Raw genomic sequence first — 22,261 nt, forward strand, 5'->3', positions numbered from 1 at the left:
CCTGAAACGGGAGAGGGCCCGCGTCACCTGGACGCGGACCCTCAACCATGACCCGGCAAATGGATAGGGACCGGGCGTCAGTTCTCCTGCCCAGCTGCCCCGGTTGCCGGGAAACGCTCCCAGGCGCGGTGGGCGGCGAGCAGCCCGGAGACGGCGGAGGTCACCGAAGCTGCCGAGTCTCCTGCAGCAATGCCCGCCGCGTCCTGCGGGATGCCTGCCGCGTCCAGGACAGCCGAACCCGAACCCCAGAAGCCAATAGCCTTGGCGTGACGGTAAGCCTCAGACAACATCAGGGCGACGCGTGGGTCCGCCCCTTCACCCGGTTCCCCGGCCTTTGCGTCCCGCCCTGCGGTGGCGTCGGGTGCGGGCTGCCGTCCGCCGGCGACGAGCAGCGCGTCGAACTCCGTAGACCGCGCCGTGAGGAACGTGCGCTGCACTGTGAGCGAGAGCCCGTCTGCGGAAAGCGTGCCGCCCGCCGGCGCGATGACCAACGGGACCATGCCCTCGTCGTCGAGCGCTTTGCGGGCGGCTGCCACCTGGGACAGGTCGCTGGACGAATCGGCGATGATGCCCACCAGGCGGCCCGCAACCGGCCACGTTTCGCCAACCTGGGACACGGCCGGGCTGGGATCGTGGTCCGCCACCTGCTCTGTGGCCTCCGGCGCAGGCATTCCCAGGCCGGCAGCGACGGCGGCGCAAAGCCGGGCGTCAATGTTGGCCAGGGCCTGGAGCTGGCGTTCCCGGACGGGCGTCTCGAAGCATTTGCCGAGTTCGAACGTGTACGCCTGGATCACGTGGTCCTGTTCCACGGCGCTAAGGCTCCGGAAGAACAACCGGGCCTGGCTGTAGTGGTCATCAAAGGAGGCCGGGTTGCGCCGTTCCTTCACGCTTTCGGCGACTGCCTGTGGCACGTCCACAAAAGCCCCCATGTCTTCTCCAGCCAGGAACGGGCACCCGCCGTCCAGGGAATTGGGCCGGTACGGGGCAACCCCCGCATGGACCGCCGTTTGATGCATGCCGTCGCGGAGCATGTCGTTGACCGGTGCGTGCGGCCGGTTGATCGGGATCTGGGCGAAGTTGGGCCCGCCCAGGCGCGAGATCTGCGTGTCGAGGTAGGAAAACAGCCGGACCTGCAGCAAGGGATCGTTGGTGACATCGATTCCCGGCACCAGGTGCCCCGGGTGGAAGGCCACCTGCTCGGTCTCGGCAAAGAAATTGGTTGGGTTGGCATTGAGGGTCATGAGCCCGATCGGCTGCACCGGCGCCAGTTCCTCAGGCACGAACTTGGTGGGGTCCAGGAGGTCGATGCCTTCGAACATCTGGTCTTCTGTGTCCGGAAAGGTCTGGATGCCCAGCTCCCATTCAGGGTAGGCGCCGGCCTCGATGGCGTCGGCAAGATCGCGCCGGTGGAAGTCCGGGTCCATGCCGTTGATGATTTGGGCTTCTTCCCAGACCAGGGAGTGCACACCCTGTTTGGGATTCCAGTGGAACTTCACCAGAGTGGTGTCGCCGGTGGCGTTGGTGAGCCGGAACGTGTGGACGCCGAAGCCTTCCATGGTCCGGTAGGACCGGGGGATGCCGCGGTCGGACATGTTCCACATGGTGTGGGCCTGCGCCTCCGTGTGCAGCGACACGAAGTCCCAGAAGGTGTCGTGGGCGCTTTGGGCCTGGGGAATTTCCCGGTCTGGATGGGGCTTGGCCGCGTGGACAATGTCCGGGAACTTGATGCCGTCCTGGATGAAGAACACGGGAATGTTGTTTCCCACGAGGTCGTAGGTGCCCTCATCGGTGTAGAACTTGGTGGAGAACCCGCGGGTGTCCCTGACGGCGTCCGCGGATCCCCGGGAACCGAGCACGGTGGAGAACCGCACGAACACCGGAGTCTCAACGTCCGGGGCCAGGAAGCCGGCGCGCGTGACCTTCGAGGCGCTGCCGTAGGAACGGAAGACACCGTGCGCTCCGGCGCCCCGGGCATGGACAACGCGCTCCGGGATCCGCTCGTGGTCAAAGTGGGTGATCTTTTCGCGCAGGTGGTGGTCCTGCAGCAGGATGGGGCCGCGGGCGCCGGCCTTCAGGGAATGGTCCGTGTCCTGCAGCCGGAGCCCCTGGGCTGTGGTCAGGTACTGGCCGGACTGGGCGCGTGCCCCGGCCGGGGCCCCGGTGGGGCTTCCCGTGGGGGACACCGCCTCAGGACTGCGCTGGTCCGGTTTCGGCGGCAACGGCTCGCGCGGGGTGGTGGGCTCTTCACGTGCCGGAGGTTCACTGGACGGAACCCCGGGAATCACAACGCCGTCTTCGGCTGGCATATCTGGTCTCCCCGCAGTAGATTTTCCCAGCCCCGCCGAGCGGAAGCTAAGCTTACTTACTACCCTACATGCCGCCCGCAGCGATGCGGCAAGAGCGGGAATGCGCGACGGCGGGGGTTGCCTGCCTGCCCCTCCATCTGTTGCGATGGGGGAACGGCCGCCTGCAGCGGCACACCCGACGTGAGGATGGTTATGCCCGGCAGTGCTGGACAGAATGAACGGCGGCAGGAAGACATGCGGCAGGACGGGCTGGGACAGGATGAACTTCGCCTCGTCGACAAATGGTGGCGGGCCGCGAACTATCTCTCGGTGGGACAGATCTACCTGCGGTCCAACCCGCTGCTGCGCGAACCGCTGCAGGCTGAGGACACCAAGTCCCGCCTGCTGGGGCATTGGGGCACCACGCCCGGACTCAACTTCGTCTACGCCCACCTGAACCGCGTGATCCGCCGCGACTCCCTGGAGATGCTCTTTGTTGCCGGTCCCGGCCATGGCGGTCCCGCCGTCGTCGCCAATGCCTGGCTGGAAGGAACGTATTCCGAAATCTATGGCCATGTGGGCAACGACGAGGCCGGCCTGGCCGAACTGTTCCGGCAGTTCTCCTACCCCGGCGGCATCCCCAGCCATGCGGCCCCGGAAAGCCCCGGCTCCATCAGCGAAGGCGGCGAGCTGGGGTACTCCCTGGCCCACGCCTACGGCTCGGTGTTCGACAACCCGCAGCTGGTCACGGCTGTGGTGATCGGCGACGGGGAGGCCGAAACCGGTCCGCTGGCCGCCAGCTGGCACTCCCACAACTTCCTGGACCCGGCGGTGGACGGCGCCGTCCTGCCCATCCTGCACCTGAACGGCTACAAGATCGCCAACCCCACCGTCCTGGCCCGGATGCCGCAGGACCAGCTGGAGCAGCTGCTGCGCGGGTATGGCCATGAGCCGTACTTCGTCACCGTGGCCGATCCGGACGACACCGAAAAGGCGCACCGCGATTTTGCCGGGGTCCTGGACCAGTGCCTGGCGGACATCAGGGCCATCCAGGACGCCCACCGGAAGGATGCATCCGGTGAAGAGTCCGGCGAGGACGCTGCGCACCGCTGGCCCCTGATCGTCCTGCGCTCGCCGAAAGGCTGGACCGGGCCACGCACGGTGGACGGGCTGCAGGTGGAAGGCACCTGGCGGGCCCACCAGGTTCCCTTGAACGAGGTCCGGACCAACGGTGAGCACCTGAAACAGCTGGAGGAGTGGCTGCAGTCCTACCGGCCGGAGGAATTGTTCGACGGAGACGGCCGGCTCCGTCCCGACGTCGCGCAAGGAGCGCCTACCGGCGATTTCCGCATGAGCGCCACCCCGCATGCCAACGGCGGACTGCTGAGGCGCGCGCTGAAACTGCCCGCCTACCGGGACCACGCCGTCGAGGTCCCCAACGCCGGCATCGACCGGGTCAGCCCCATGATCGCACTCGGTTCCTGGATGCGGGACGTGATCGCGCAGAACATGGAGAACTTCCGGCTGTTCGGGCCGGACGAGACGGCGTCCAACCGGCTGCAGAACGTCTACGAGGTCACCGACAAGGTGTGGCAGTACCGGATTGACGACGTCGATGAGCACCTGGCGCGCTCCGGCCGCGTCCTGGAGGTGCTGAGCGAGCACCTGTGCCAGGGCTGGCTCGAGGGGTACCTCCTCACCGGCCGGCACGGGGTCTTCAACTGTTATGAAGCCTTCGTCCACATTGTCGACTCCATGTTCAACCAGCACGCGAAATGGCTGAAGGTTTCCCGGAAGCTGCACTGGCGCCAGCCGGTTCCCTCGCTGAACTACCTGCTGTCCTCGCACGTGTGGCAGCAGGACCACAACGGGTTCTCGCACCAGGACCCCGGCTTCATCGACCACGCCGTCAACAAGAAGGCCGAGGTCATCCGCGTGTACCTGCCGCCGGATGCCAACACGCTGCTGTCTGTCATGGAACACTGCCTGGCCTCCACGGATTACGTCAACATCGTGGTCAGCGGCAAGCAGCCCTCGCCCACCTGGCTCGGTCCCGCCGACGCCGCCAACCATTGCCACCGCGGCCTGGGGATCTGGACGTTCGCCGGCTCGGAGGTGCCCGGCGAGGAGCCCGACGTCGTGCTGGCCTGCGCGGGTGACGTACCCACCGTGGAGACCGTGGCGGCCGCCGAACTGCTCCGTGAGGGCGCGCCCGGCCTCAAAATCCGCGTGGTCAACGTGGTGGACCTGATGCGGCTGCAGGACGAAAGCGAGCATCCGCACGGCCTTCCCGCCCATGACTTTGACGGCATCTTCACCCCGGACAAGCCCGTCATCTTTGCGTACCACGGCTATCCCGCACTGATCCATCGGCTTGCCTACCGGCGCACCAACCAGCAGGGCCTGCATGTGCACGGATACAAGGAGGAGGGGACCACCACCACGCCGTTCGATATGGCCATGCTTAACGGCATCGACCGCTTTACCCTGGCAATCGACGCGATCGACCGCGTGCCCGGTCTGGCGGAAAAGCACTCGCTGCTGCGCCAGGAACTGCAGGACCGCCGCAACCGTGCCCGCGAGCACACGCGCACCCACGGCGAGGACCCGGAGGAGATCCGGAACTGGAAGCTGGGGAACCCTGCCGCTTAGGCCGGGAGCCCGTCCAGGGTGCAGGACGGGAGGTGGATCCAGCCTTCGCTGCGTGCCGCCTTGGCGTGGGACTCGTCCGGCAAAAGCGTACGACGGCGGGCGGCGGCCCGGGCGGTGAGGGAGGCTATGACGGCGTCGAACAGGTCGTCCGAAGCGGCCAGGCTGTCCCGGTGTCCGGCCAGGTCCAGCCATGGCGCCTGCTCTTCGAGGGCTGCCAGCAGGAGGCCAAGGCGCTCGGCTTCGGGGACGCCCCTGCCCTTGTAGCCGCGCCCGTTGAGGCCCCAGATTTTCAGGGAGGCCGCCGGGTACACCTCGGCCAGGCGGCCGGAGCCGTCCCGGGGCTGCGGACCGTGCAGCGCAGCGATCTTGGCCTGGATCACGGCGCAGCGCATGGCCGGGTGGGCCAGCCGGTCGGCGGAGACGCTCAGCGGGATCAGCCCGGTCTGGCGCGTGACGAAGCGGTCGGTGTCGCGGTAGGCAAGGAGCCTGCGGCCGGCGATCCCGTCGTACTCGAGGACTGGCCCGGCGTCGGAGTCCAGGTGGCCGGTGAGGAACGGGATCAAGGCGTCGGGCCAGCCCACCGGACAGTCCACGCCGGTCATGTCGCAGGCGCTGAACAGCTCCACGATCTCCTGGTCAGTTACATCGAGTGCGAGGTGGACCAGCTGTGCGGAACCTTGGCCCCATTCGATGACCGCCGCAGCCGTCTTCTTGGTGGCTGCCGCCAGGTCCACGCCGAGCGTTTTCACGGCCTGTCAGGCCCGCCTGTAACGCAGCGCGTCGTCAACTGCTCCCGCTTCGCCGAGATCATCGCCGCGGGCGAAGCCGGCCCACAGGCCCCGCACCGACCGGCCCGCCATGTCCACGTCCTCCCAGCGGGCACCGTCGATCAGTCCCACGCCGTCCCATGTCTTCCTGGTCCCGAGCAGCAGGGGCAGGTCGACCGTGTGCGCTGCACCAAAGATGTTGCCTGGAGCGTGCCAGGTCAGGAGGTAGCGGTGGGCCTTTCCGCCCGCCTTGGCGTGGCGACGGGCGAACCGGCGGGTTGCCCGGCCGTACACGGTTTCGGTGACTACCCAGTCGATGGCGCGCACGGCGTGCGGTCCCACCACAGGGACACCCGCCAGGCGCATGAGGCGGGGGCTGCGGGGGAGGAACAGCCGGGCCTCCTCCGACGTGTGGCCGATCAGCACCTCAATGGCGGGCGCCGTCCGGTCCCACGCCGCTTCGATATCGGATTCCGGCGGAAGCGGGTGGTGCCCGTACTGGGTGCCAAAGGGCATGGCGGCCAGCATGCCGAACTTTTTGGCCACCAGGGTGACCTGCTCCTCGAGCGCCACCACGTCTATGGCCGGTGTCTGTTCGGTGACGGATTCGGCTGCGATGCCCATGGCGTGGTTCATTTTGGCGCGCCCCCGGGTGATGCCGAGCGGTGCGCTCTGGATGATGGCGCGCTGGAAAAGGGTGGGAGCCTCGGGCGTCGCCATCAGGTGGGCAATGGCGTCGCCGCCGGCAGACTGGCCGAATGCAGTGACCCGGCCGGGGTCCCCGCCAAAGGCTGTGATGTTCCGCTGCACCCACCGGAACGCCTCGAGCTGGTCCAGGAGCCCCAGGTTGCCGGGCCGGCCGCCGGGTGTTGCCAGGAACCCGAACAGCCCCAGCCGGTAGGTCACGGAGACCACGATGACGCGGTTCTCGGCCACCAGCCGGACGGGGTCGAAGATGGCCAGGTCGCCGGATCCGGTGGTGTAGGAGCCGCCGTGGATCCAGACCATGACGGGCAGCTTTTCGTCCGGGATGAGGTCGCCCGGCATGGTGATGGAGAGGTTCTGGCAGTCCTCGCTGCCCGGAAGTTCCCCATATCGGGTGCCCAGGACGTCGTCGAGGAAGGGGACAGGCGCCTGCGGGCAGGCAGGTGAGGGAGAGGTGGCGGATAGTTCGGAGGTCCAGTCCGGGGCCGGTGAGGGAGGCTGGAACCGGGCAGCAGTGGCATAGGGGATGCCGGTGGCGCGGATAACGTCGCCGTCCCGCCAGCCGGTGACTGGACCGCAGGGAGGATTGAACGAAGGCTCGGAAGTCACAGGCCAACGATTCCACAGATTCACGGTGGCCGGACAACAGAAATCCCCGCCTCCCGGACCTTTCCCCGGCGCATAACGCGGGGTTTGGTCCAGCAGGCGGGGATTCTCGGTGGGTGGGCCCACGCCGTCAGGGTTCCCTGACCGAGCGGAGCGAGGTTATGGGACGGTGGGTGGGCCCATGCCGTCAGGGTTCCCTGACCGAGCGGAGCGAGGTTAGGGGGACGGTGGGGAGTGTCAGTGGCCGGTGGGCACGTAGCGCTTGATGGAGGCTTCCAGTTCGGCCTCGGCGGCGGCGCGGTCGCCCCAACCCTCGGCCTTGACCCACTTGCCCGGCTCCAGGTCCTTGTAGCGGGTGAAGAAGTGCTCGATTTCCTTGATCAGGAATTCGTTGACGTCGCTGACTTCCTGGATGTGGTCAAAGCGGGCATCCACCGGAACGCAGAGGATCTTGGCATCTCCGCCGCCGTCGTCGGTCATGTTGAAAACGCCGATGGGGCGGGACTCCACGATGACGCCGGGGTGCAGGTCGAAGTCCTGCAGGAGCACCAGTGCGTCCAGCGGGTCGCCGTCCTCGCCGAGGGTGTTTTCGAAGTACCCGTAGTGCGTGGGGTACTGCATGGAGGTGAAGAGGACGCGGTCCAGGCGGACGCGGCCGGTCTCATGGTCAACTTCGTACTTGACGCGCGATCCCTTGGGGATCTCGATGGTCACGTCGTGCTTCATGGAATGCTCCTCGGCAATTGCAGGGGGTGCGCGGCACACTTGACGGGCCCACAAAAAAGAGTGTCGGTGCCGCCGACTACTATTGAGGATATAGCGAGAGGCCCTGGAATCAGGAACTTGTGGGGAAATTTCAGGACTTGAGGACCAACACCAGCATGACCAAAACAACCGGGCAGGAACCTCTGCGCGCGCATCGCTCCGGGCGCCCCGGCGGCCTTGCCCAGGTCCCTGGAGAAGGGCCGCGCAGGCCCTGGCCGCTGGCTCTGGCGGCATTGCTCCTGCTCGTCCTGGCCGTCCCGGGAGCCCTGCTGGTGGCCCCCGGATTCATCGGCCCCGACGCCCCTCAACCCAAACCGGCGCCCCCTGCCTGGCAACAGGCCCCCGCCACCCTCCCGGCCCCGCAGGTGCTTGCCCCGCTTCAGGCGTCCGCCCCCGTGCCCGTCCAGGCAGCCGTGACGGCCCAGGTGGAGCCGGTGTTGAAGGCCGACGGCGGCGGTACTTTCACCGGCATGGTGCAGGACGCGCTCACGGGCCAGGTCCTCTTCGACCGGGGCGGGGCAGAAAGCCGGGTGCCGGCGTCGAACCTTAAGCTGCTCACTGCGGTGGCCGCGCTGCGCACCCTGGGGCCTGGCCACCGTTTCACTACCAAAGTGATTCCCGGCCCCGCCGCCGGCCAGGTGGTGCTGGTGGGCGGCGGCGACGTCCTCCTGGCCGCAGGGGAGTCGCAGCCGGAACAGGTTATGGGCCACGCCGGCCTTGCCACCCTTGCCGCCCTCACAGCGCAGGCCCTGCAGGCCGCCGGAACTGCTGGCGAGATCAAGGTCCTGGTGGATGAGTCCCTCTTCACGGGGCCCGCACTGAATCCCAACTGGCAGAGCGGCGACGTGGAAGCCGGCGAGATAGCCCCGCTGTACCCGCTGGCCCTCAACTCTGCGCGCTTTGATCCCGCCGTCACCACCGGCCCCCGGCCCCAGGATTCCGCCCGGGCCGCAGCGGAGGAGTTTGCATCCCGGCTGCGTGCGGCAGGTGCCGGGGCGGGGCTCACCGTGGCGGCCGGCGTCGAACGTTCACCCGGGGCTTCCCAACCAGACACCGCAGTCCTGGCGGCCGTTGAATCGGCCACTGTCGCCGAGCAGGTGAACCTGATGCTGCAGGTATCGGACAACTACCTTGCTGAAACCATGGGGCGGATGGCTGCGGTGGCCAGCGGCCGGCCCGGGAGCAATGACGGCGCCACGGCTGTGGTCGCGGCCGAGCTCGGTGCAGCGGGCATACCGACCGACTCGGTGAAGCTGGTGGATGTGTGCGGGCTGGCCATGGGCAACCAGGTTTCAGCCCGCCAGTTCACGGAGGTGGTGCGGGCCATCACCACCGGGCCGGACACCAGGCTTCGGGCCGCCCTGGACGGCTTCCCGGTCGGGGGGCTATCCGGAACCTTGGACACCCGCTATGGGGACGCCACCACCTCCGGCGGCGCCGGCCTGGTCCGCGCCAAGACCGGGACATTGAACACCGTGCTGGCGCTCAGCGGATACGTCGTGGACGCTGACGGACGGCTCCTGGTCTTCTCCTTCACCGGCAACGGCCTGGCGCCCGGCGCTGCCGGCAACAAGGAATCCCTGGACCGGGCCGCCGCGGCGCTGGCAGGCTGCGGCTGCCGCTAGCCCGAATTCCTCCGGCGGCCGGTACTCCTGCTGTCGGCACTACCGGGGCTGGATGCCCAGCAGCGCCGCCATGACGACGGCGGCAAGCACCGATGCCCAGCCCTTGCGAGGGCCTGCGGTCAGGGGAGGAATGGGACGGTAGGGGATCATGACGGCCTCCTTCTTAGCGGGATTCTTCCTGTCCTTCCACAGTGCCGGCCCGGACTGGGACAATGCTTTCGCCCTCCTGTGCGGCGGCTGTGGAAGTTCGCCGGTCAGCGAACTTAAGGACGATCGCCGGCCTGCTGTGTTCTGATGGGAACCATGGAGTCCACTGCGCGCGAGTCCGCATCGACGTTGTCCCCAACAGCCCAGTCCCTGATCAACTGGGACCTCGCTGCTTCCACAGCAGCGCGGCTTGCTCCGGCCGGGCCTGTGCTCGGCGAAAAGGCCATCGGCGAGGCGGTGGACAGCCTTCGCGAGCTGGCGGATGCCTCTGTTCCGCACGTCCACGACATCACCGGGCTGGAGGCGGCGCGGGACCTGCGCGATTCCTCGGTGCTGGTGGTGGACCGGGCGTCCTGGGCCAAGGCCAACACCCAGAGCTTCGCGGTGATGCTCAAGCCTGCCATGCAGAAGATGCTGGACAGCCGCCGCGGCAACCTCAGCCCCGCCGCCGCCCAGGTCAGCGGCGCCATCACCGGCAGCCAGTTGGGGGCCGTGCTTGCCTTCCTGTCCAGCAAGGTCCTTGGCCAGTACGATCCCTTTGCGGCGCTGGCGGAAAACTCGTCGGCTCCCGCTGCCGGCAGGCTCCTGCTGGTGGCCCCCAACATCGTCTCGGTGGAGCGCGAGCTCAACGTCACGCCGGAGGATTTCAGGCTCTGGGTCTGCCTGCACGAGCAAACCCACCGTGTCCAGTTCGCGGCAGCCCCCTGGCTGCGGCACCACATGCTGGAACAGATCGATGAACTCAGCGGCCACCTCCTGGGCAACGTCGACACCCTGATGGAGCGTGCCACCGCCGCTGCCCGCTCCCTGAAGGACCGCTCCGCCACCGGCAATACACCCGGCCGCGGCGCCATCCTGGACCTGCTGCAGGACCCGGAGGAAAAGGCTGCCATCTCGCACCTCACCGCGGTGATGAGCCTCCTCGAAGGGCACGCGAACGTGGTGATGGACGCCGTCGACGCCAGCATTGTCCCCTCCGTGAAGACCATCCGGCAGCGGTTCAACGACCGCGGCAAGGACCGCGGGGTCATCGAAAAGTTCATCCGCAGCCTCCTGGGCCTGGACGCCAAGATGCGCCAGTACTCCGACGGCGCCCGCTTCGTCCGTGCCGTCGTGGAAGTGGCCGGGATGGAGGGCTTCAACAAGGTGTGGGAGTCGGTGGACCACCTGCCCACCGAGCCTGAGATCCACGACGCCAAGCTGTGGCTTGAGCGGATGGGGCTCTGATTGACGGACTCCCCGCTGCCCGGAACACCGCTGTCCGACGCACCCCTGCCTGACATCCCGTCCGCCGACACCGTGGGGACTCGCAGCGGACGACGCCGGCCCGGAAGGCTCGCACCCGTCGTCGGGACCGCGCGCAAAATGCTGCAAAACGCGCTGGCCGACGCCGGATATCCACGCCACGCCCTGGTGGCGTGCAGCGGAGGGCCTGACTCGCTGGCACTCGCCGCCGTCGCAGCATACTTTGCGCGGCGCGGCCACGTGGACGGGCATCCCCTCACCGTGGGTGCCGTTGTGGTGGACCACCAGCTGCAGGAGGGGTCCGCGGACGTTGCCGCACACACCGCCAAGACACTGGAGGAGCTGGGCCTGTCACCCGTGGAAATCCGCACCGTGACGGTGGCCGGTGCCGGCATGGGCCCCGAGGCTGCAGCACGCGAAGCCCGGCATGCGGCGCTCGAGGCGGCCGCTGAGGCACAGGGCGCGGACGCCATCCTGCTGGGCCACACCCTGGACGACCAGGCGGAGCAGGTACTGCTGGGCCTGGCCCGGGGCTCCGGGTCCCGCTCCCTCGCCGGCATGCGGCCCGCCCGGGCCGGCTCCGGGAACAGTGTCCTCCTGCGCCCGTTCCTCGGCCTGCGCAGGGCGCACACCGAGGAGATCTGCGCGGTGGAGGAATTGGATCCCTGGCACGATCCCACCAACACCGATCCCGCCTTCGCACGCTCCCGGACCCGGGTGCAGGTCCTCCCGCACCTCGAGGAGAACCTCGGCCCCGGCGTGGCCGAGTCCCTGGCCCGGACCGCCGCCATCCTGCAGCTGGACGCCGACTACCTGGAGGATGTGGCGGAAAGCACCTTCGCGTCCCTTGTAGAGCGGGACGGCGGCACGCTGGCGCTGCCGGAGGAGGCGTTGCGCGCCCTGGCCCCCGCCATCAGGTTCCGGGTGATCGCCAAGGCAGCGGCCGACGTCGGCGGGCAGCAGCCCAGCTACCAACGCCTTTTGGCGGCGGAAGCGCTGCTGCGGCGGCAGGGTTCGGCCGGCCCGGTGGAGCTTCCCGGCGGCGTCAGCGTATACCGGCTGTCGCTGGCGCAGCTGGAAGGATCGAAGGCTGCGGGTGAGCCCGGGGCGGAGGGCGGCCCCGGTTCCGTTCCCCGCGAACCGGTGCGCTGTGGGAAGCTAGTAATCCGGCCTCAAAAACCGCCCGCAAAATAGTCGCACCCCGCATCTAAACAGGAGCCATTGGTGGATTCAAACGACGTCCAGGCAGATCTCAAGCACGTTCTCTACACCAAGGAGCAGATCCAGCAGCGGATCACCGAGCTCGCTGCGCAGATCGACAAGGACTACGAAGGGCGCGAGATCCTCCTTGTGGGTGTGCTGAAGGGCGCCGTGATGGTCATGGCCGACCTTGCCCGCGCACTCCACAGCCACATCTCCATGGACTGGATGGCCGTCTCCTCCTATGGTTCGGGAACCCAGTCCTCCGGCGTGGTGCGCATCCTGAAGGACCTGGACACGGACCTGATGGGCAAGGACGTCCTGATCGTCGAGGACATCATCGACTCCGGCCTTACCCTGTCCTGGCTCAAGACCAACCTGGAATCCCGCGGCACGGCCTCGGTGGAAATCTGCACGGCGTTCCGCAAGCCCACCGCCGCCAAGGTGGAAATCGACGTCAAGTACGTCGGCTACGACATCCCCAACGAATTCGTGGTGGGCTACGGCCTGGACTACGCCGAAAAGTACCGCAACCTTGACTTCGTGGGAACCCTGGCCCCGCACGTCTACGAGTAACCGCGGGGCACGCTCCGCCACCGCCGTGCCCCGGCAAACCCCGCCACGCAGCAGCTCCTGCGCCGTCCCGGCGCAGCTACGCCCACAGGGAACTTTTGCTTTTCGCTATGCGTGATGTACTCCGGACGGTGTATAGCTAGAAGCTGACGCAGCACCATCACGCGCGCAGACTACTCGCCGTGAAGCACTACCGGAAGGGACGGGGCCAGCCCCGAACAGATGAAAGCTAAGAACTTCTTCAAAGGCCCGGGCATCTGGATCGTCGTTGTGGTCGGTCTGCTCCTCGTGGCTTTTGCAACGCTCGCCCCCGGCGGTGCGGCCCGGATCGATACCGACAAGGGCCTGGAACTGCTCTCCAGCAACAAGGTGGAGCAGGCCAAGATCTTCGACGGCGAGAACCGCGTTGACCTCACGCTGAAGGACAACCTGCAGCTGGAGGGGCAGGACAAGGGCAAGAGCGTCCAGTTCTTCTTCGTTGATGCCCGCGCTGAGGATGTGGTGAAGGCTGTCACCGACGCCAAGCCGGCCCAGGGCTTCACCGACCAGCCGATCGAAAGCAACTGGTTCTCCGGCCTGCTCTCCCTCCTGATCCCCGTCATCCTGCTGGGCGCCCTCTTCTGGTTCCTGATGACCCGCATGCAGGGCGGCGGCTCCAAGATCATGCAGTTCGGCAAGTCCAAGGCCAAGATGGTCAGCAAGGACATGCCGCAGGTGACTTTCGCGGATGTCGCAGGTGCCGACGAAGCCGTGGAGGAACTGCAGGAGATCAAGGAATTCCTGCAGGAACCGGCCAAGTTCCAGGCCGTTGGCGCCAAGATCCCCAAGGGCGTGCTGCTGTACGGCCCCCCGGGTACCGGTAAGACCCTGCTCGCCCGCGCCGTGGCCGGTGAAGCCGGCGTCCCCTTCTTCTCCATCTCCGGCTCGGACTTCGTGGAGATGTTCGTCGGCGTCGGCGCTTCCCGCGTCCGCGACCTGTTTGAGCAGGCCAAGGCCAACTCGCCCGCCATCATCTTCGTGGATGAGATCGACGCCGTCGGCCGCCACCGCGGTGCAGGCATCGGCGGCGGCAACGACGAACGCGAGCAGACCCTCAACCAGCTGCTGGTTGAAATGGACGGCTTCGACGTCAAGACCAACGTGATCCTGATCGCCGCCACCAACCGGCCCGACGTCCTGGACCCCGCACTGCTGCGTCCCGGCCGCTTCGACCGCCAGATTGGGGTGGACGCGCCCGACATGATTGGCCGCGACCAGATCCTGCAGGTCCACGCCAAGGGCAAGCCGATGGCGCCCGGCGTCGACCTGAAGGCCGTGGCCAAGAAAACCCCCGGCTACACGGGTGCCGATCTCGCCAACGTCCTCAACGAGGCCGCACTGCTCACCGCGCGTTCCAACGCCAACCTGATTGACGACCGCGCCCTGGACGAGGCCATTGACCGCGTCATGGCAGGCCCGCAGAAGCGCAGCCGGGTCATGAAGGAACACGAGCGCAAGATCACCGCGTACCACGAAGGCGGCCACGCCCTGGTGGCGGCGGCCCTCCGGAACTCCGCCCCGGTCACCAAGATCACCATCCTCCCGCGCGGCCGGGCCCTGGGCTACACCATGGTGGTTCCCGAAAACGACAAGTACTCCGTAACCCGCAATGAGCTCCTGGACCAGATGGCCTACGCCATGGGCGGGCGCGTTGCCGAGGAGATCGTGTTCCACGATCCTTCCACCGGCGCCTCCAACGACATCGAGAAGGCGACCGGCACCGCGCGCAAGATGGTCACCGAATACGGCATGAGCGAACGTGTCGGCGCGGTCCGCCTGGGCCAGGGCGGCGGCGAACCCTTCCTGGGCCGCGACGCAGGCCACGAGCGCAACTACTCGGACCAGATCGCCTACGTCGTGGACGAGGAAGTGCGCCGCCTGATTGAGCAGGCCCACGATGAGGCCTACGAGATCCTCACCGAAAACCGGGACGTCCTGGACCTCCTGGCCCTGGAGCTGCTGGAGCGCGAAACCCTCAACCAGGCCGAGATCGCCGACATCTTCAGGGACGTTCGCAAGCGCGACTTCCGCGAGGTGTGGCTGTCCAAGGAGACCCGTCCGGTACAGATGGCAGGCCCGGTGGAGAGCCGCCAGGAGCGCGCCGAACGGGAAGCCCAGGAGGAAGCCAAGAAAGCCCGGCTGGACGAGCCGCTGGACGCCCAGCCCCCTCATTCGCAGGGCGTTCCGGAGGACGCTCCGTTTCACGGCGGCACCCCCGACTCGGGGCCTGACACCCTTCGCAGCTAAGCTTTCCCTGTGACTTCTTTCCACGACGACGACGGTCCCGCCTCCGCTGCACATCCGGCAGAGGACGGTTCCCACCATTCCAAACACGAAAAGGTGGACCGGCCGAGGATCGAGGCGGCCGTCCGTGAGATCCTCCTTGCCATCGGCGAGGACCCGGACCGCGGCGGCCTCCTCGACACCCCGAAAAGGGTGGCCAAGGCGTACGCCGAAATGTTCGCGGGACTGCACCGCGACCCCGCGGAGGTCCTGTCCACCACCTTTGACCTGGACCATGAGGAACTGGTCCTAGTCAAGGACATCCCGTTCTACTCCACGTGCGAGCACCACCTGGTGCCGTTCCACGGGGTGGCCCACGTTGGCTACATTCCCTCGCACGACGGCAAGGTCACCGGGCTGAGCAAGCTGGCCCGCCTGGTGGACATCTATGCCCGCCGCCCGCAAGTGCAGGAGCGGCTCACCACTGAAATCGTCGAAGCGATGGTCCGCCACCTCAAACCCCGTGGCGCCATCGTGGTCGTTGAATGCGAACACATGTGCATGTCGATGCGCGGTATCCGCAAGCCCGGAGCGAAGACCGTCACCAGTGCGGTCCGCGGGCAGCTTCATGACCCGGCCACCCGTGCCGAAGCCATGAGCCTCATCCTCGGAAGGTAACAACAGACCATGGATTCACTCGCTGCAGCCCCTGGAACGGGGCCCGCAACCTCCCCGCTGCCCATCCTGCGCAAGCCCCGCCCGGCGGCGCGCTTCGCCGACCTGCCCACTGACCGTACCCTGGTCATGGGAATCCTGAACGTCACCCCGGACTCCTTCAGCGACGGCGGAAAACACGCCACGGCAGACACTGCCATCGCTGCTGGCCTGCGGATGTTTTATGCGGGCGCCGACATCATCGACGTCGGGGGCGAATCCACCCGGCCCGGGGCTGACGATGTCACCCCGGATGAGGAACAGCGCCGCGTCCTGCCCGTGATCGAGGCCCTGGTGAAGGCAGGGGCGCTGGTCAGCATCGACACCACCCACGCCTCGACGGCTGCAGCCGCGGTAAAGGCCGGCGCAGCAATCATCAATGACATCTCCGGCTTGAGCATTGAGCCCGAAATGGCCGAGTTCGTGGCGGCCTCCAAGGTTCCGTACGTCCTCACCCACCGCCGCGGGGACGCCCGCACCATGAACTCGCTCGCCGAATACACGGACGTTGCCGGGGAAGTGGTGGCGGAACTGGCAGGAGTGCGGGACAAGCTGTACGCCGCCGGTGTCAGCCAGGAACAGATCATCATCGACCCAGGCTTGGGGTTCGCCAAGAACGACGCCCAGAATTGGGAACTGCTGCAGAACCTGGACCAGCTGGACAGCCTGGGCCACAAGGTTCTGGTGGGCGCCTCCCGCAAACGTTTCCTCGGCACCCTGCTCACCGTTGCCGGCAAGTCCGCTGCCCCCGAAGAACGCGATGGTGCCACAGCGGCGATCACAGCCATCAGCGCCTACCGCGGGGCCTGGGCGGTCCGCGTGCACGAGGTTGGGTCCAGCCTTGACGCCGTCAAGGTGGCTGCACGCATGGCCGCAGCGTCCCCAGCACAAGCCGCCGTACCCCAAAAACAATAGGGCCGGGGGACCCATGGACAGGATTACGCTGACCGGAGTGACGGCCGTGGGCCATCACGGCGTCTTCGATTTCGAACGCCGGGAGGGCCAGCCATTCGTCGTGGATGCAGTGCTCCACCTGGACTTCACGGCAGCGGCGCAGTCCGACGATGTCCGGGACACCGCCCACTACGGGGAGGTGGCACAGCGTATTACCGAGTGGATTACCGGCGAGCCCCTCAACCTCATCGAGGCACTCGCTGTGCGGATCGCCGACAGCCTTCTGTCCGAATTCACGCTCCAGGCCGTGGACATCACCGTGCACAAACCACAGGCCCCCATCGAGGTCCCCTTCGGAGATGTGGCGGTCACGGTCCACAGGGAACGGGTCTCCGCCGGCTCTGCCACGTCGGGGGCACAGACGTGAACGGGACTTACACCAAGGCTGTGCTTGCCCTGGGCAGCAACCTTGGTGAACGGAACGAGACCCTGACGGAGGCCGTGGCCGATCTGGTGGACCCGCCGGAGGTCCGGCTCCTTGCCGTCTCACCCATCGTCCAGACCAAAGCCGTGGGCGGACCTCCGGGACAGCCGGACTTCCTGAACATGGTCATCACGGTGGAAACCAGCCTGAGTCCGCAGGAGCTGCTGGAACACTGCCAGGCGGTGGAGAACAAGCACCACCGCGTCCGCGAGGTCCACTGGGGGCCGCGGACGCTCGACGTCGACGTCATCACCTACGGCGAACTCCGCAGCGACGACCCCACGCTGACCCTCCCGCACCCGCGTGCCGCCTCGCGGGCTTTCGTCCTCTACCCCTGGTCACTCATCGAACCCGCCGCCACGCTGGACGGCGAACGGATCAGCACACTGGCAACGCGGGCTGCGGATTTCGGGGACCTTGCCCCGTTCGACGGGTTCGGCGACTTCGACGGGATGCCCACGGCGGGAGCGGTGGAGGAGCGATGAAGCCGATCAACCCGCTGCGCCTGCTGCTGATCTGCGTCATCCTCGCGGTGGCGGGCTGGGCGGCCACGGTTGTCACCAGCCGGTACAGCATGGCCACTCCTGTCCTGCCGGCCACGGCACTGGCCACCATGGGCGTCATCGTGATCATCACGCTGATCCTGGGCATCCGGGTGCTCAGGTGGCGCAACAGCGTCAAGCCCAACAGTACGGCCAGGAAAACGCAGCTGGACCCCCTTCTGGCCGCGCGGACGCTGGTCCTGGCCCAGGCATGCGCCTACGCCGGAACAGTTCTGCTCGGCTGGCACGTGGGCATCTTCCTGGACCAGCTGCGGATCTGGAGCCTCCGCAGCGACCAGGGCATCACCTGGCTGGCCCTCGCCATGGCCGGCGGCGGCCTGGTGATGATCGTGGTGGGGCTCCTGGTGGAGCGGTTCTGCAGGATTCCCCCGGAGGACGGGGACACCACAAGCGTGGACGGGAAGAAGGGCCGCCCAGCCCGCGGGGAAGCCGCCGGGGAAGGCGAATATGCATACCGAGGCGATTGACCCGCCGGGTATCGCCTGGCAGCGGGTGTCGCCGAAATACATCACGGTCCGGCTTGTGGAATGGGCTGTTGCCAACCTTGTCACCGTCCTGGTCCTGTCCGCTCCGCTGGTGTTCGTCCTCCTGGGCTGGTGGCGGTGGCCGCCGCTGTGGCTCGCCATCGCCGTGCCGTCCGCCACGCTGCTGGCTGCCTTGTGGCGGCTGGTGCTCATTCCGCGGCAGGTCCGGGCCATCGGCTACGCCGAGCGCGATGACGACCTGCTGATCAGGGGCGGCATCTTCTTCCAGCGGACCATGGCCGTTCCCTACGGGCGGATGCAGTATGTGGACATTGCGGTCGGCCCCGTGGAACGCGCGCTGGGGCTGTGCACCGTCAAGCTGCACACCGCCTCACCCGGCACGAACGCACGCATTCCCGGCCTGCCGGCAGTGGAAGGTGCGCGGCTCCGGGAACAGCTGGCCGCCCGCGGTGAAGCCAGGCTGGCGGGACTGTGACCGCTGACGGCCAGCTGCCCGGCCCGCCCGGGGTGCCGCCTGAGCTTCCGCCTGCGCCTCCAGCTGCCCAGGGCAGCCCGGAAACCAACAGAACGCCCGACGGCGAGTGGCTGCGGGTGCATCCTGCCTCACCTTTCGTCCGCGGCTGGGTTGCCCTGGCCGCCATCACCTTCTTCTTTGGCCGGGACCTCTTCGAGCGGACGCTGCAGGGCCAGCCCGTGTTCGAGGACGGGTTTGCCAGGCGCGCACCATGGCTCCTTGGCGGCGGCGCGGTGGTGCTGGCAGTGGCGCTGCTGGGGTTCGTCCTCACCTGGTACTTCACCAAGTACCAGGTGTCCGGCGGCTACGTCCGGGTCAACAGCGGGCTCATCTTCCGCCAGCACCGGCAGGCGCGGCTGGACCGGGTGCAGGCCATTGACATCGTGCAGCCCCTGCTGGCCCGCATCTTCGGCCTGGCCGAACTCAAATTCGAGGTAGCCGACGCCGGCGAATCAGCGGTGCGGCTGGCCTACCTCAAGATCGAGGATGCCCGGCAGCTTCGTGCCAGCATCCTGGCGCAGGCGTCCGGAGCATCCGCCGGTGCTGTTACAAGTGCCCGCGTTGCTGCCGCGGCGGGCGCCAGTTCCGGAGGCCCGGCAGGGCTGGAGCGCCTTGCCCGGCCCGCACCCGAGGCGCCGGAAATCACTGTCCTGGCTGTGCCGCCGTCGCGCCTTCTCGGCGCACTGATCCTGAGCGAGCAAAGCGTCTTTATCGTGGTGGGCGGCATCGCCTCGGTGGTTCTGTCGACGCTGACGGACAACCGCGCCTTCTACTTCTACCTGGTGCCCGCGGCCCTGGGCCTGGCTGCCGGCTACTGGAACTTCTTCAATAAGGGGTTCAACTTCACCGCGGCGGTTTCGCCTGACGGCATCCGGCTGCGGTACGGGCTCCTGGACACCCAGGCGCAGACTCTTCCGCCAGGCCGGATCCAAGCGGTGAAGGTTGCCCAGCCGCCGCTGTGGCGTCCGTTTGGCTGGTACCGGATGCAGGTGAATGCGGCAGGCTACGGGGTCTCCGGCAACGCCGCCGAGGGCAATACCAGGACCACCCTCCTGCCGGTGGGAAAGCTGTCCGACGTCATGGCCATGCTGTCGCTGGTCCTCCCGGACCCGGGGACCCGCCAGCCTGAGCTGGTGTTTACCGCCGGTCTAAACGGCAAGGATTCCGACGGCGGATTCGTCACCACGCCGCGCCGGGCCCGCCTGCTGGCGCCCTTGGCGTGGCGCCGCAACGGGTTCACCGCAACGGACACGGCCCTATTGATCCGCTCCGGGCGCTGGTGGCGGGAGCTGGTGCTGGTTCCCCACCAGCGGACCCAGTCACTGGCACTGCAGCAGGGACCCCTGGCGCGCCGGTTCCGTGTGGCGGACCTGGTTCTCCACACGACCGCCGGGCCGGTGGCCGCCCGGCTGGCCCAGGCCGGGCTGGACGAGGCCCGGCAACTCTTCGACGACCAATCAGCACGTGCCCGGTTGGCGCGGAAGCGGCAAACCACCGAACAATGGTTGCGGCAGGTTGTTCCGGCGGTCGCGCCCACGCCGATGGGTGCCCCGCAACTGCCCGGCGCCGCAGTGTCTGACGCGCCGGTGCCTGAGGTGCCGGCCCGTGGGGATGGAACCGGCGATGCACGAGACCATTACCAACAGGAAGGCCAGCAGCATGGCTAAGCCCGGACGCCTCGGCGTCGGAATCATCGGTGCCGGCAAGGTGGGAGCCGTGCTCGGCGCTGCTTTGCGCGCGGCCGAGCACGCCGTCGTCGGGGTGTCAGCCGTGTCCGGCGCCAGCCGGGAGCGGGCTGAAGCCCTGCTGCCCGGCGTGCCCGTCCTGGAAGTGCAGGACATTGTCGAGCGGTCGGAACTGGTGTTGCTGGCCGTGCCGGATGATGCACTGCCTGGCTTGGTGGAGGGGCTGGCGAAGCTCGGGGCATGGCAGCCCGGCCAGCTCGTGGCGCACACCTCAGGGAGGTTCGGTGTGGGCGTGCTGCATCCGGTGCGCGCTGCCGGTGCCGTTCCCCTGGCGCTGCACCCGGCCATGACGTTCACCGGCATGAGCCTGGACCTCACCCGGCTGCTGGACTGCACCTTCGGGGTGACGGCCGATGCCGCCATGCTGCCCATCGCCCAGGCGCTGGTGGTGGAGATGGGGGCGGAACCCGTGGTCATCGCCGAAGCGGACAGGACGCTTTACCATGCAGCCCTGGCACACGGCTCCAACCACCTGGTGACCCTGGTGGCGCAGGCGTCGCAGCTCCTGCGGGAGGTTGGGGTGGAGGCGCCCGAGCGAATGCTTGGTCCGCTGCTGAGGGCCACGCTGGAAAACGCACTGGCTTCGGGGGAATCGGCGCTGACCGGCCCGGTGGCCCGCGGGGACGTGGGGACGGTCCGTGCCCATGCCGAGGCTTTGCGGGAGTTCGACGGCGGCGGGCATGGCGATGTGCTCGAGGCCTACCTTGCGATGGCCAGGGCCACAGCCCTTAGGGCAGAAGGCCGGGGGCTGCTGAAACCTGACCAGCTGAAGGGGCTGCACGAGGCCCTCGATCCGAAGGAGGACTGAATGTCCATTCAACTCGTCAAAACCGTTCACGAACTGCACACGGAAAGCGCCAGGCTCCTTGGCGCCAGGCGCGGTACATCGCAGGGCCTGGTGCCTACTATGGGCGCACTGCACGAAGGCCATGCCGCTCTGGCGCGCACCGCCGTCGAGCACAACGACGTTGTAGTGGCCAGCATCTTCGTCAACCCCCTGCAGTTCGGCGATGCTGTGGACCTGGACCGCTATCCCAGGACGCTGGACGCCGACCTTGCGCTGCTGGAGGAGCAGGGTGTTGATCTGGTGTTTGCGCCGTCCGTGGAGGAGGTGTACCCCGGCGGGGAGCCCCTGGTGCGGGTTACCTCCGGCCGCCTCGGCGAAAAGTGGGAGGGTGCTTCCCGGCCCGGGCACTTCGACGGCGCCCTGACCGTTGTTGCGAAACTGCTGCATTACGGCATGCCGGCCGCTGGTCTTCCTGCCGGTTCCGCCGATGACGCTTCCCAGGCCGGCGGCTTGCCCGCGTACCGGGCCTACTTTGGGCAGAAGGACGCGCAGCAGTTGGCCCTGGTCCGGCGGATGGTTGCCGATCTGAACTTTCCGGTCGAGATCGTCGGCGTGCCCACGGTCAGGGCAGAGGACGGGCTGGCGTTGTCCAGCCGGAACCGTTTCCTGTCCGACACCGAGCGGGACGCCGCGCTGGTCCTCTCCCGGGCGCTGCGGGTGCTGGAGGAGCGGGCAAATGCCCACGAGCCGCTGGACCTGGATTCCGCGCTGGCACTGGTTGAGTCCCAACCCCTGGTTGAACTGGACTACTTCGAAGTGGTGGACCCGCTAACCCTGGAACCGCTGGCCGAGAACTGCCGGGAGACTCCTTTCCGCGGGGAGGCCCTGGCGCTGATCGCCGCCAAGGTTGGCCCGGTCCGGCTGATCGACAATATGCCGCTCAGTTCCTGACTTACCGTCCCGATTGCGGCCTGCCGTTCGGGGAATCATAGCGATCTCCTTGCATACATGCACAGCGGCCCTGGCCCAGTTGCTGGGAAGGCGCCCCCGCGCACTCAGCCGCGTGCCGCCGTCGTACGTATTCTCGACGTGCAGGTTCCCCGGCGCACGCCAAATGCGCGGTGCGAAAAGGAATCTGCGCCGCGCCAAAACATACCCGCCGCGAAAAGGAATCTGCGCAGCG

19 protein-coding genes are annotated in these 22,261 nt (G+C 67.6%); 15 read left to right on the forward strand and 4 right to left on the reverse strand.

Annotation, left to right across the window (positions count from 1 at the left end; translation table 11 throughout):
• Positions 1-77 precede the first annotated feature (77 nt).
• A complete protein-coding gene (locus FBY33_RS06100; RefSeq protein WP_142029756.1) occupies positions 78-2,306 on the reverse strand; it encodes a catalase in 2,229 nt (742 codons plus the stop codon).
• Positions 2,307-2,540: 234 nt separating this feature from the next.
• On the opposite strand from FBY33_RS06100, the gene FBY33_RS06105 reads away from it, so the two are divergent.
• Complete coding sequence (locus tag FBY33_RS06105) at positions 2,541-4,937, forward strand: phosphoketolase family protein (RefSeq protein WP_442858345.1); 2,397 nt, start codon at positions 2,541-2,543, stop codon at positions 4,935-4,937.
• Here the strand turns inward: FBY33_RS06105 and FBY33_RS06110 are convergent.
• From FBY33_RS06110 to FBY33_RS06120, 3 genes are all read right to left on the reverse strand, one after another.
• Complete coding sequence (locus tag FBY33_RS06110) at positions 4,934-5,686, reverse strand: DUF429 domain-containing protein (protein WP_142029758.1); 753 nt, start codon at positions 5,684-5,686, stop codon at positions 4,934-4,936. The two genes, FBY33_RS06105 and FBY33_RS06110, sit on opposite strands and share 4 nt — an antisense overlap.
• A gap of 6 nt (positions 5,687-5,692) precedes the next feature.
• Complete coding sequence (locus FBY33_RS06115) at positions 5,693-7,018, reverse strand: carboxylesterase family protein (protein WP_142029759.1); 1,326 nt, start codon at positions 7,016-7,018, stop codon at positions 5,693-5,695.
• Positions 7,019-7,252: 234 nt separating this feature from the next.
• Positions 7,253-7,741, reverse strand: coding sequence for an inorganic diphosphatase (locus FBY33_RS06120; RefSeq protein WP_018762663.1), 489 nt, complete (start codon positions 7,739-7,741; stop codon positions 7,253-7,255).
• Between the two features lie 155 nt (positions 7,742-7,896).
• Between FBY33_RS06120 and dacB the strand changes: the two genes are divergently transcribed.
• The 14 genes from dacB (at position 7,897) to FBY33_RS06190 (ending at position 22,029) form a co-directional block, all read left to right on the forward strand.
• Complete coding sequence (gene dacB, locus FBY33_RS06125; protein WP_142029760.1) at positions 7,897-9,405, forward strand: D-alanyl-D-alanine carboxypeptidase/D-alanyl-D-alanine endopeptidase; 1,509 nt, start codon at positions 7,897-7,899, stop codon at positions 9,403-9,405.
• Between the two features lie 303 nt (positions 9,406-9,708).
• On the forward strand, positions 9,709-10,839 hold the full coding sequence (locus FBY33_RS06130; RefSeq protein WP_142029761.1) for a zinc-dependent metalloprotease: 1,131 nt from the start codon (positions 9,709-9,711) through the stop codon (positions 10,837-10,839).
• A 138-nt stretch (positions 10,840-10,977) separates the two neighbouring features.
• Positions 10,978-12,051: a tRNA lysidine(34) synthetase TilS gene (gene tilS, locus FBY33_RS06135; RefSeq protein ID WP_200831443.1), complete on the forward strand. Its 1,074-nt coding sequence runs from the start codon at positions 10,978-10,980 to the stop codon at positions 12,049-12,051.
• Positions 12,052-12,081: 30 nt separating this feature from the next.
• Positions 12,082-12,633, forward strand: a complete 552-nt coding sequence (gene hpt, locus FBY33_RS06140; protein ID WP_018770260.1) for a hypoxanthine phosphoribosyltransferase — start codon at positions 12,082-12,084, stop codon at positions 12,631-12,633.
• Between the two features lie 219 nt (positions 12,634-12,852).
• The gene (gene ftsH, locus FBY33_RS06145) at positions 12,853-14,916 is read left to right on the forward strand and encodes an ATP-dependent zinc metalloprotease FtsH (protein WP_142029762.1); all 2,064 of its coding nucleotides are present in this window, start codon (positions 12,853-12,855) and stop codon (positions 14,914-14,916) included.
• Between the two features lie 9 nt (positions 14,917-14,925).
• Positions 14,926-15,570: a GTP cyclohydrolase I FolE gene (folE, locus tag FBY33_RS06150; protein ID WP_142029763.1), complete on the forward strand. Its 645-nt coding sequence runs from the start codon at positions 14,926-14,928 to the stop codon at positions 15,568-15,570.
• Positions 15,571-15,579: 9 nt separating this feature from the next.
• Complete coding sequence (gene folP, locus FBY33_RS06155) at positions 15,580-16,521, forward strand: dihydropteroate synthase (RefSeq protein WP_142029764.1); 942 nt, start codon at positions 15,580-15,582, stop codon at positions 16,519-16,521.
• A 13-nt stretch (positions 16,522-16,534) separates the two neighbouring features.
• The gene (gene folB / locus FBY33_RS06160; RefSeq protein WP_142029765.1) at positions 16,535-16,927 is read left to right on the forward strand and encodes a dihydroneopterin aldolase; all 393 of its coding nucleotides are present in this window, start codon (positions 16,535-16,537) and stop codon (positions 16,925-16,927) included.
• Positions 16,924-17,469: a 2-amino-4-hydroxy-6-hydroxymethyldihydropteridine diphosphokinase gene (folK, locus tag FBY33_RS06165; RefSeq protein WP_142029766.1), complete on the forward strand. Its 546-nt coding sequence runs from the start codon at positions 16,924-16,926 to the stop codon at positions 17,467-17,469. Before folB ends, folK begins: the two co-directional genes overlap by 4 nt.
• Positions 17,466-18,014, forward strand: a complete 549-nt coding sequence (locus FBY33_RS06170) for a DUF3180 domain-containing protein (protein ID WP_142029767.1) — start codon at positions 17,466-17,468, stop codon at positions 18,012-18,014. Before folK ends, FBY33_RS06170 begins: the two co-directional genes overlap by 4 nt.
• Complete coding sequence (locus FBY33_RS06175) at positions 17,995-18,507, forward strand: PH domain-containing protein (protein ID WP_142029768.1); 513 nt, start codon at positions 17,995-17,997, stop codon at positions 18,505-18,507. Before FBY33_RS06170 ends, FBY33_RS06175 begins: the two co-directional genes overlap by 20 nt.
• The gene (locus tag FBY33_RS06180) at positions 18,504-20,213 is read left to right on the forward strand and encodes a PH domain-containing protein (RefSeq protein WP_142029769.1); all 1,710 of its coding nucleotides are present in this window, start codon (positions 18,504-18,506) and stop codon (positions 20,211-20,213) included. The genes FBY33_RS06175 and FBY33_RS06180 overlap by 4 nt, the downstream gene beginning before the upstream one ends.
• Positions 20,206-21,099, forward strand: coding sequence for a Rossmann-like and DUF2520 domain-containing protein (locus tag FBY33_RS06185; RefSeq protein WP_142029770.1), 894 nt, complete (start codon positions 20,206-20,208; stop codon positions 21,097-21,099). Before FBY33_RS06180 ends, FBY33_RS06185 begins: the two co-directional genes overlap by 8 nt.
• On the forward strand, positions 21,100-22,029 hold the full coding sequence (locus FBY33_RS06190) for a 4-phosphopantoate--beta-alanine ligase (RefSeq protein ID WP_142029771.1): 930 nt from the start codon (positions 21,100-21,102) through the stop codon (positions 22,027-22,029).
• Positions 22,030-22,261: the final 232 nt, after the last annotated feature.

The organism is Arthrobacter sp. SLBN-112 (assembly GCF_006715225.1).
GTDB lineage: Bacteria > Actinomycetota > Actinomycetes > Actinomycetales > Micrococcaceae > Arthrobacter.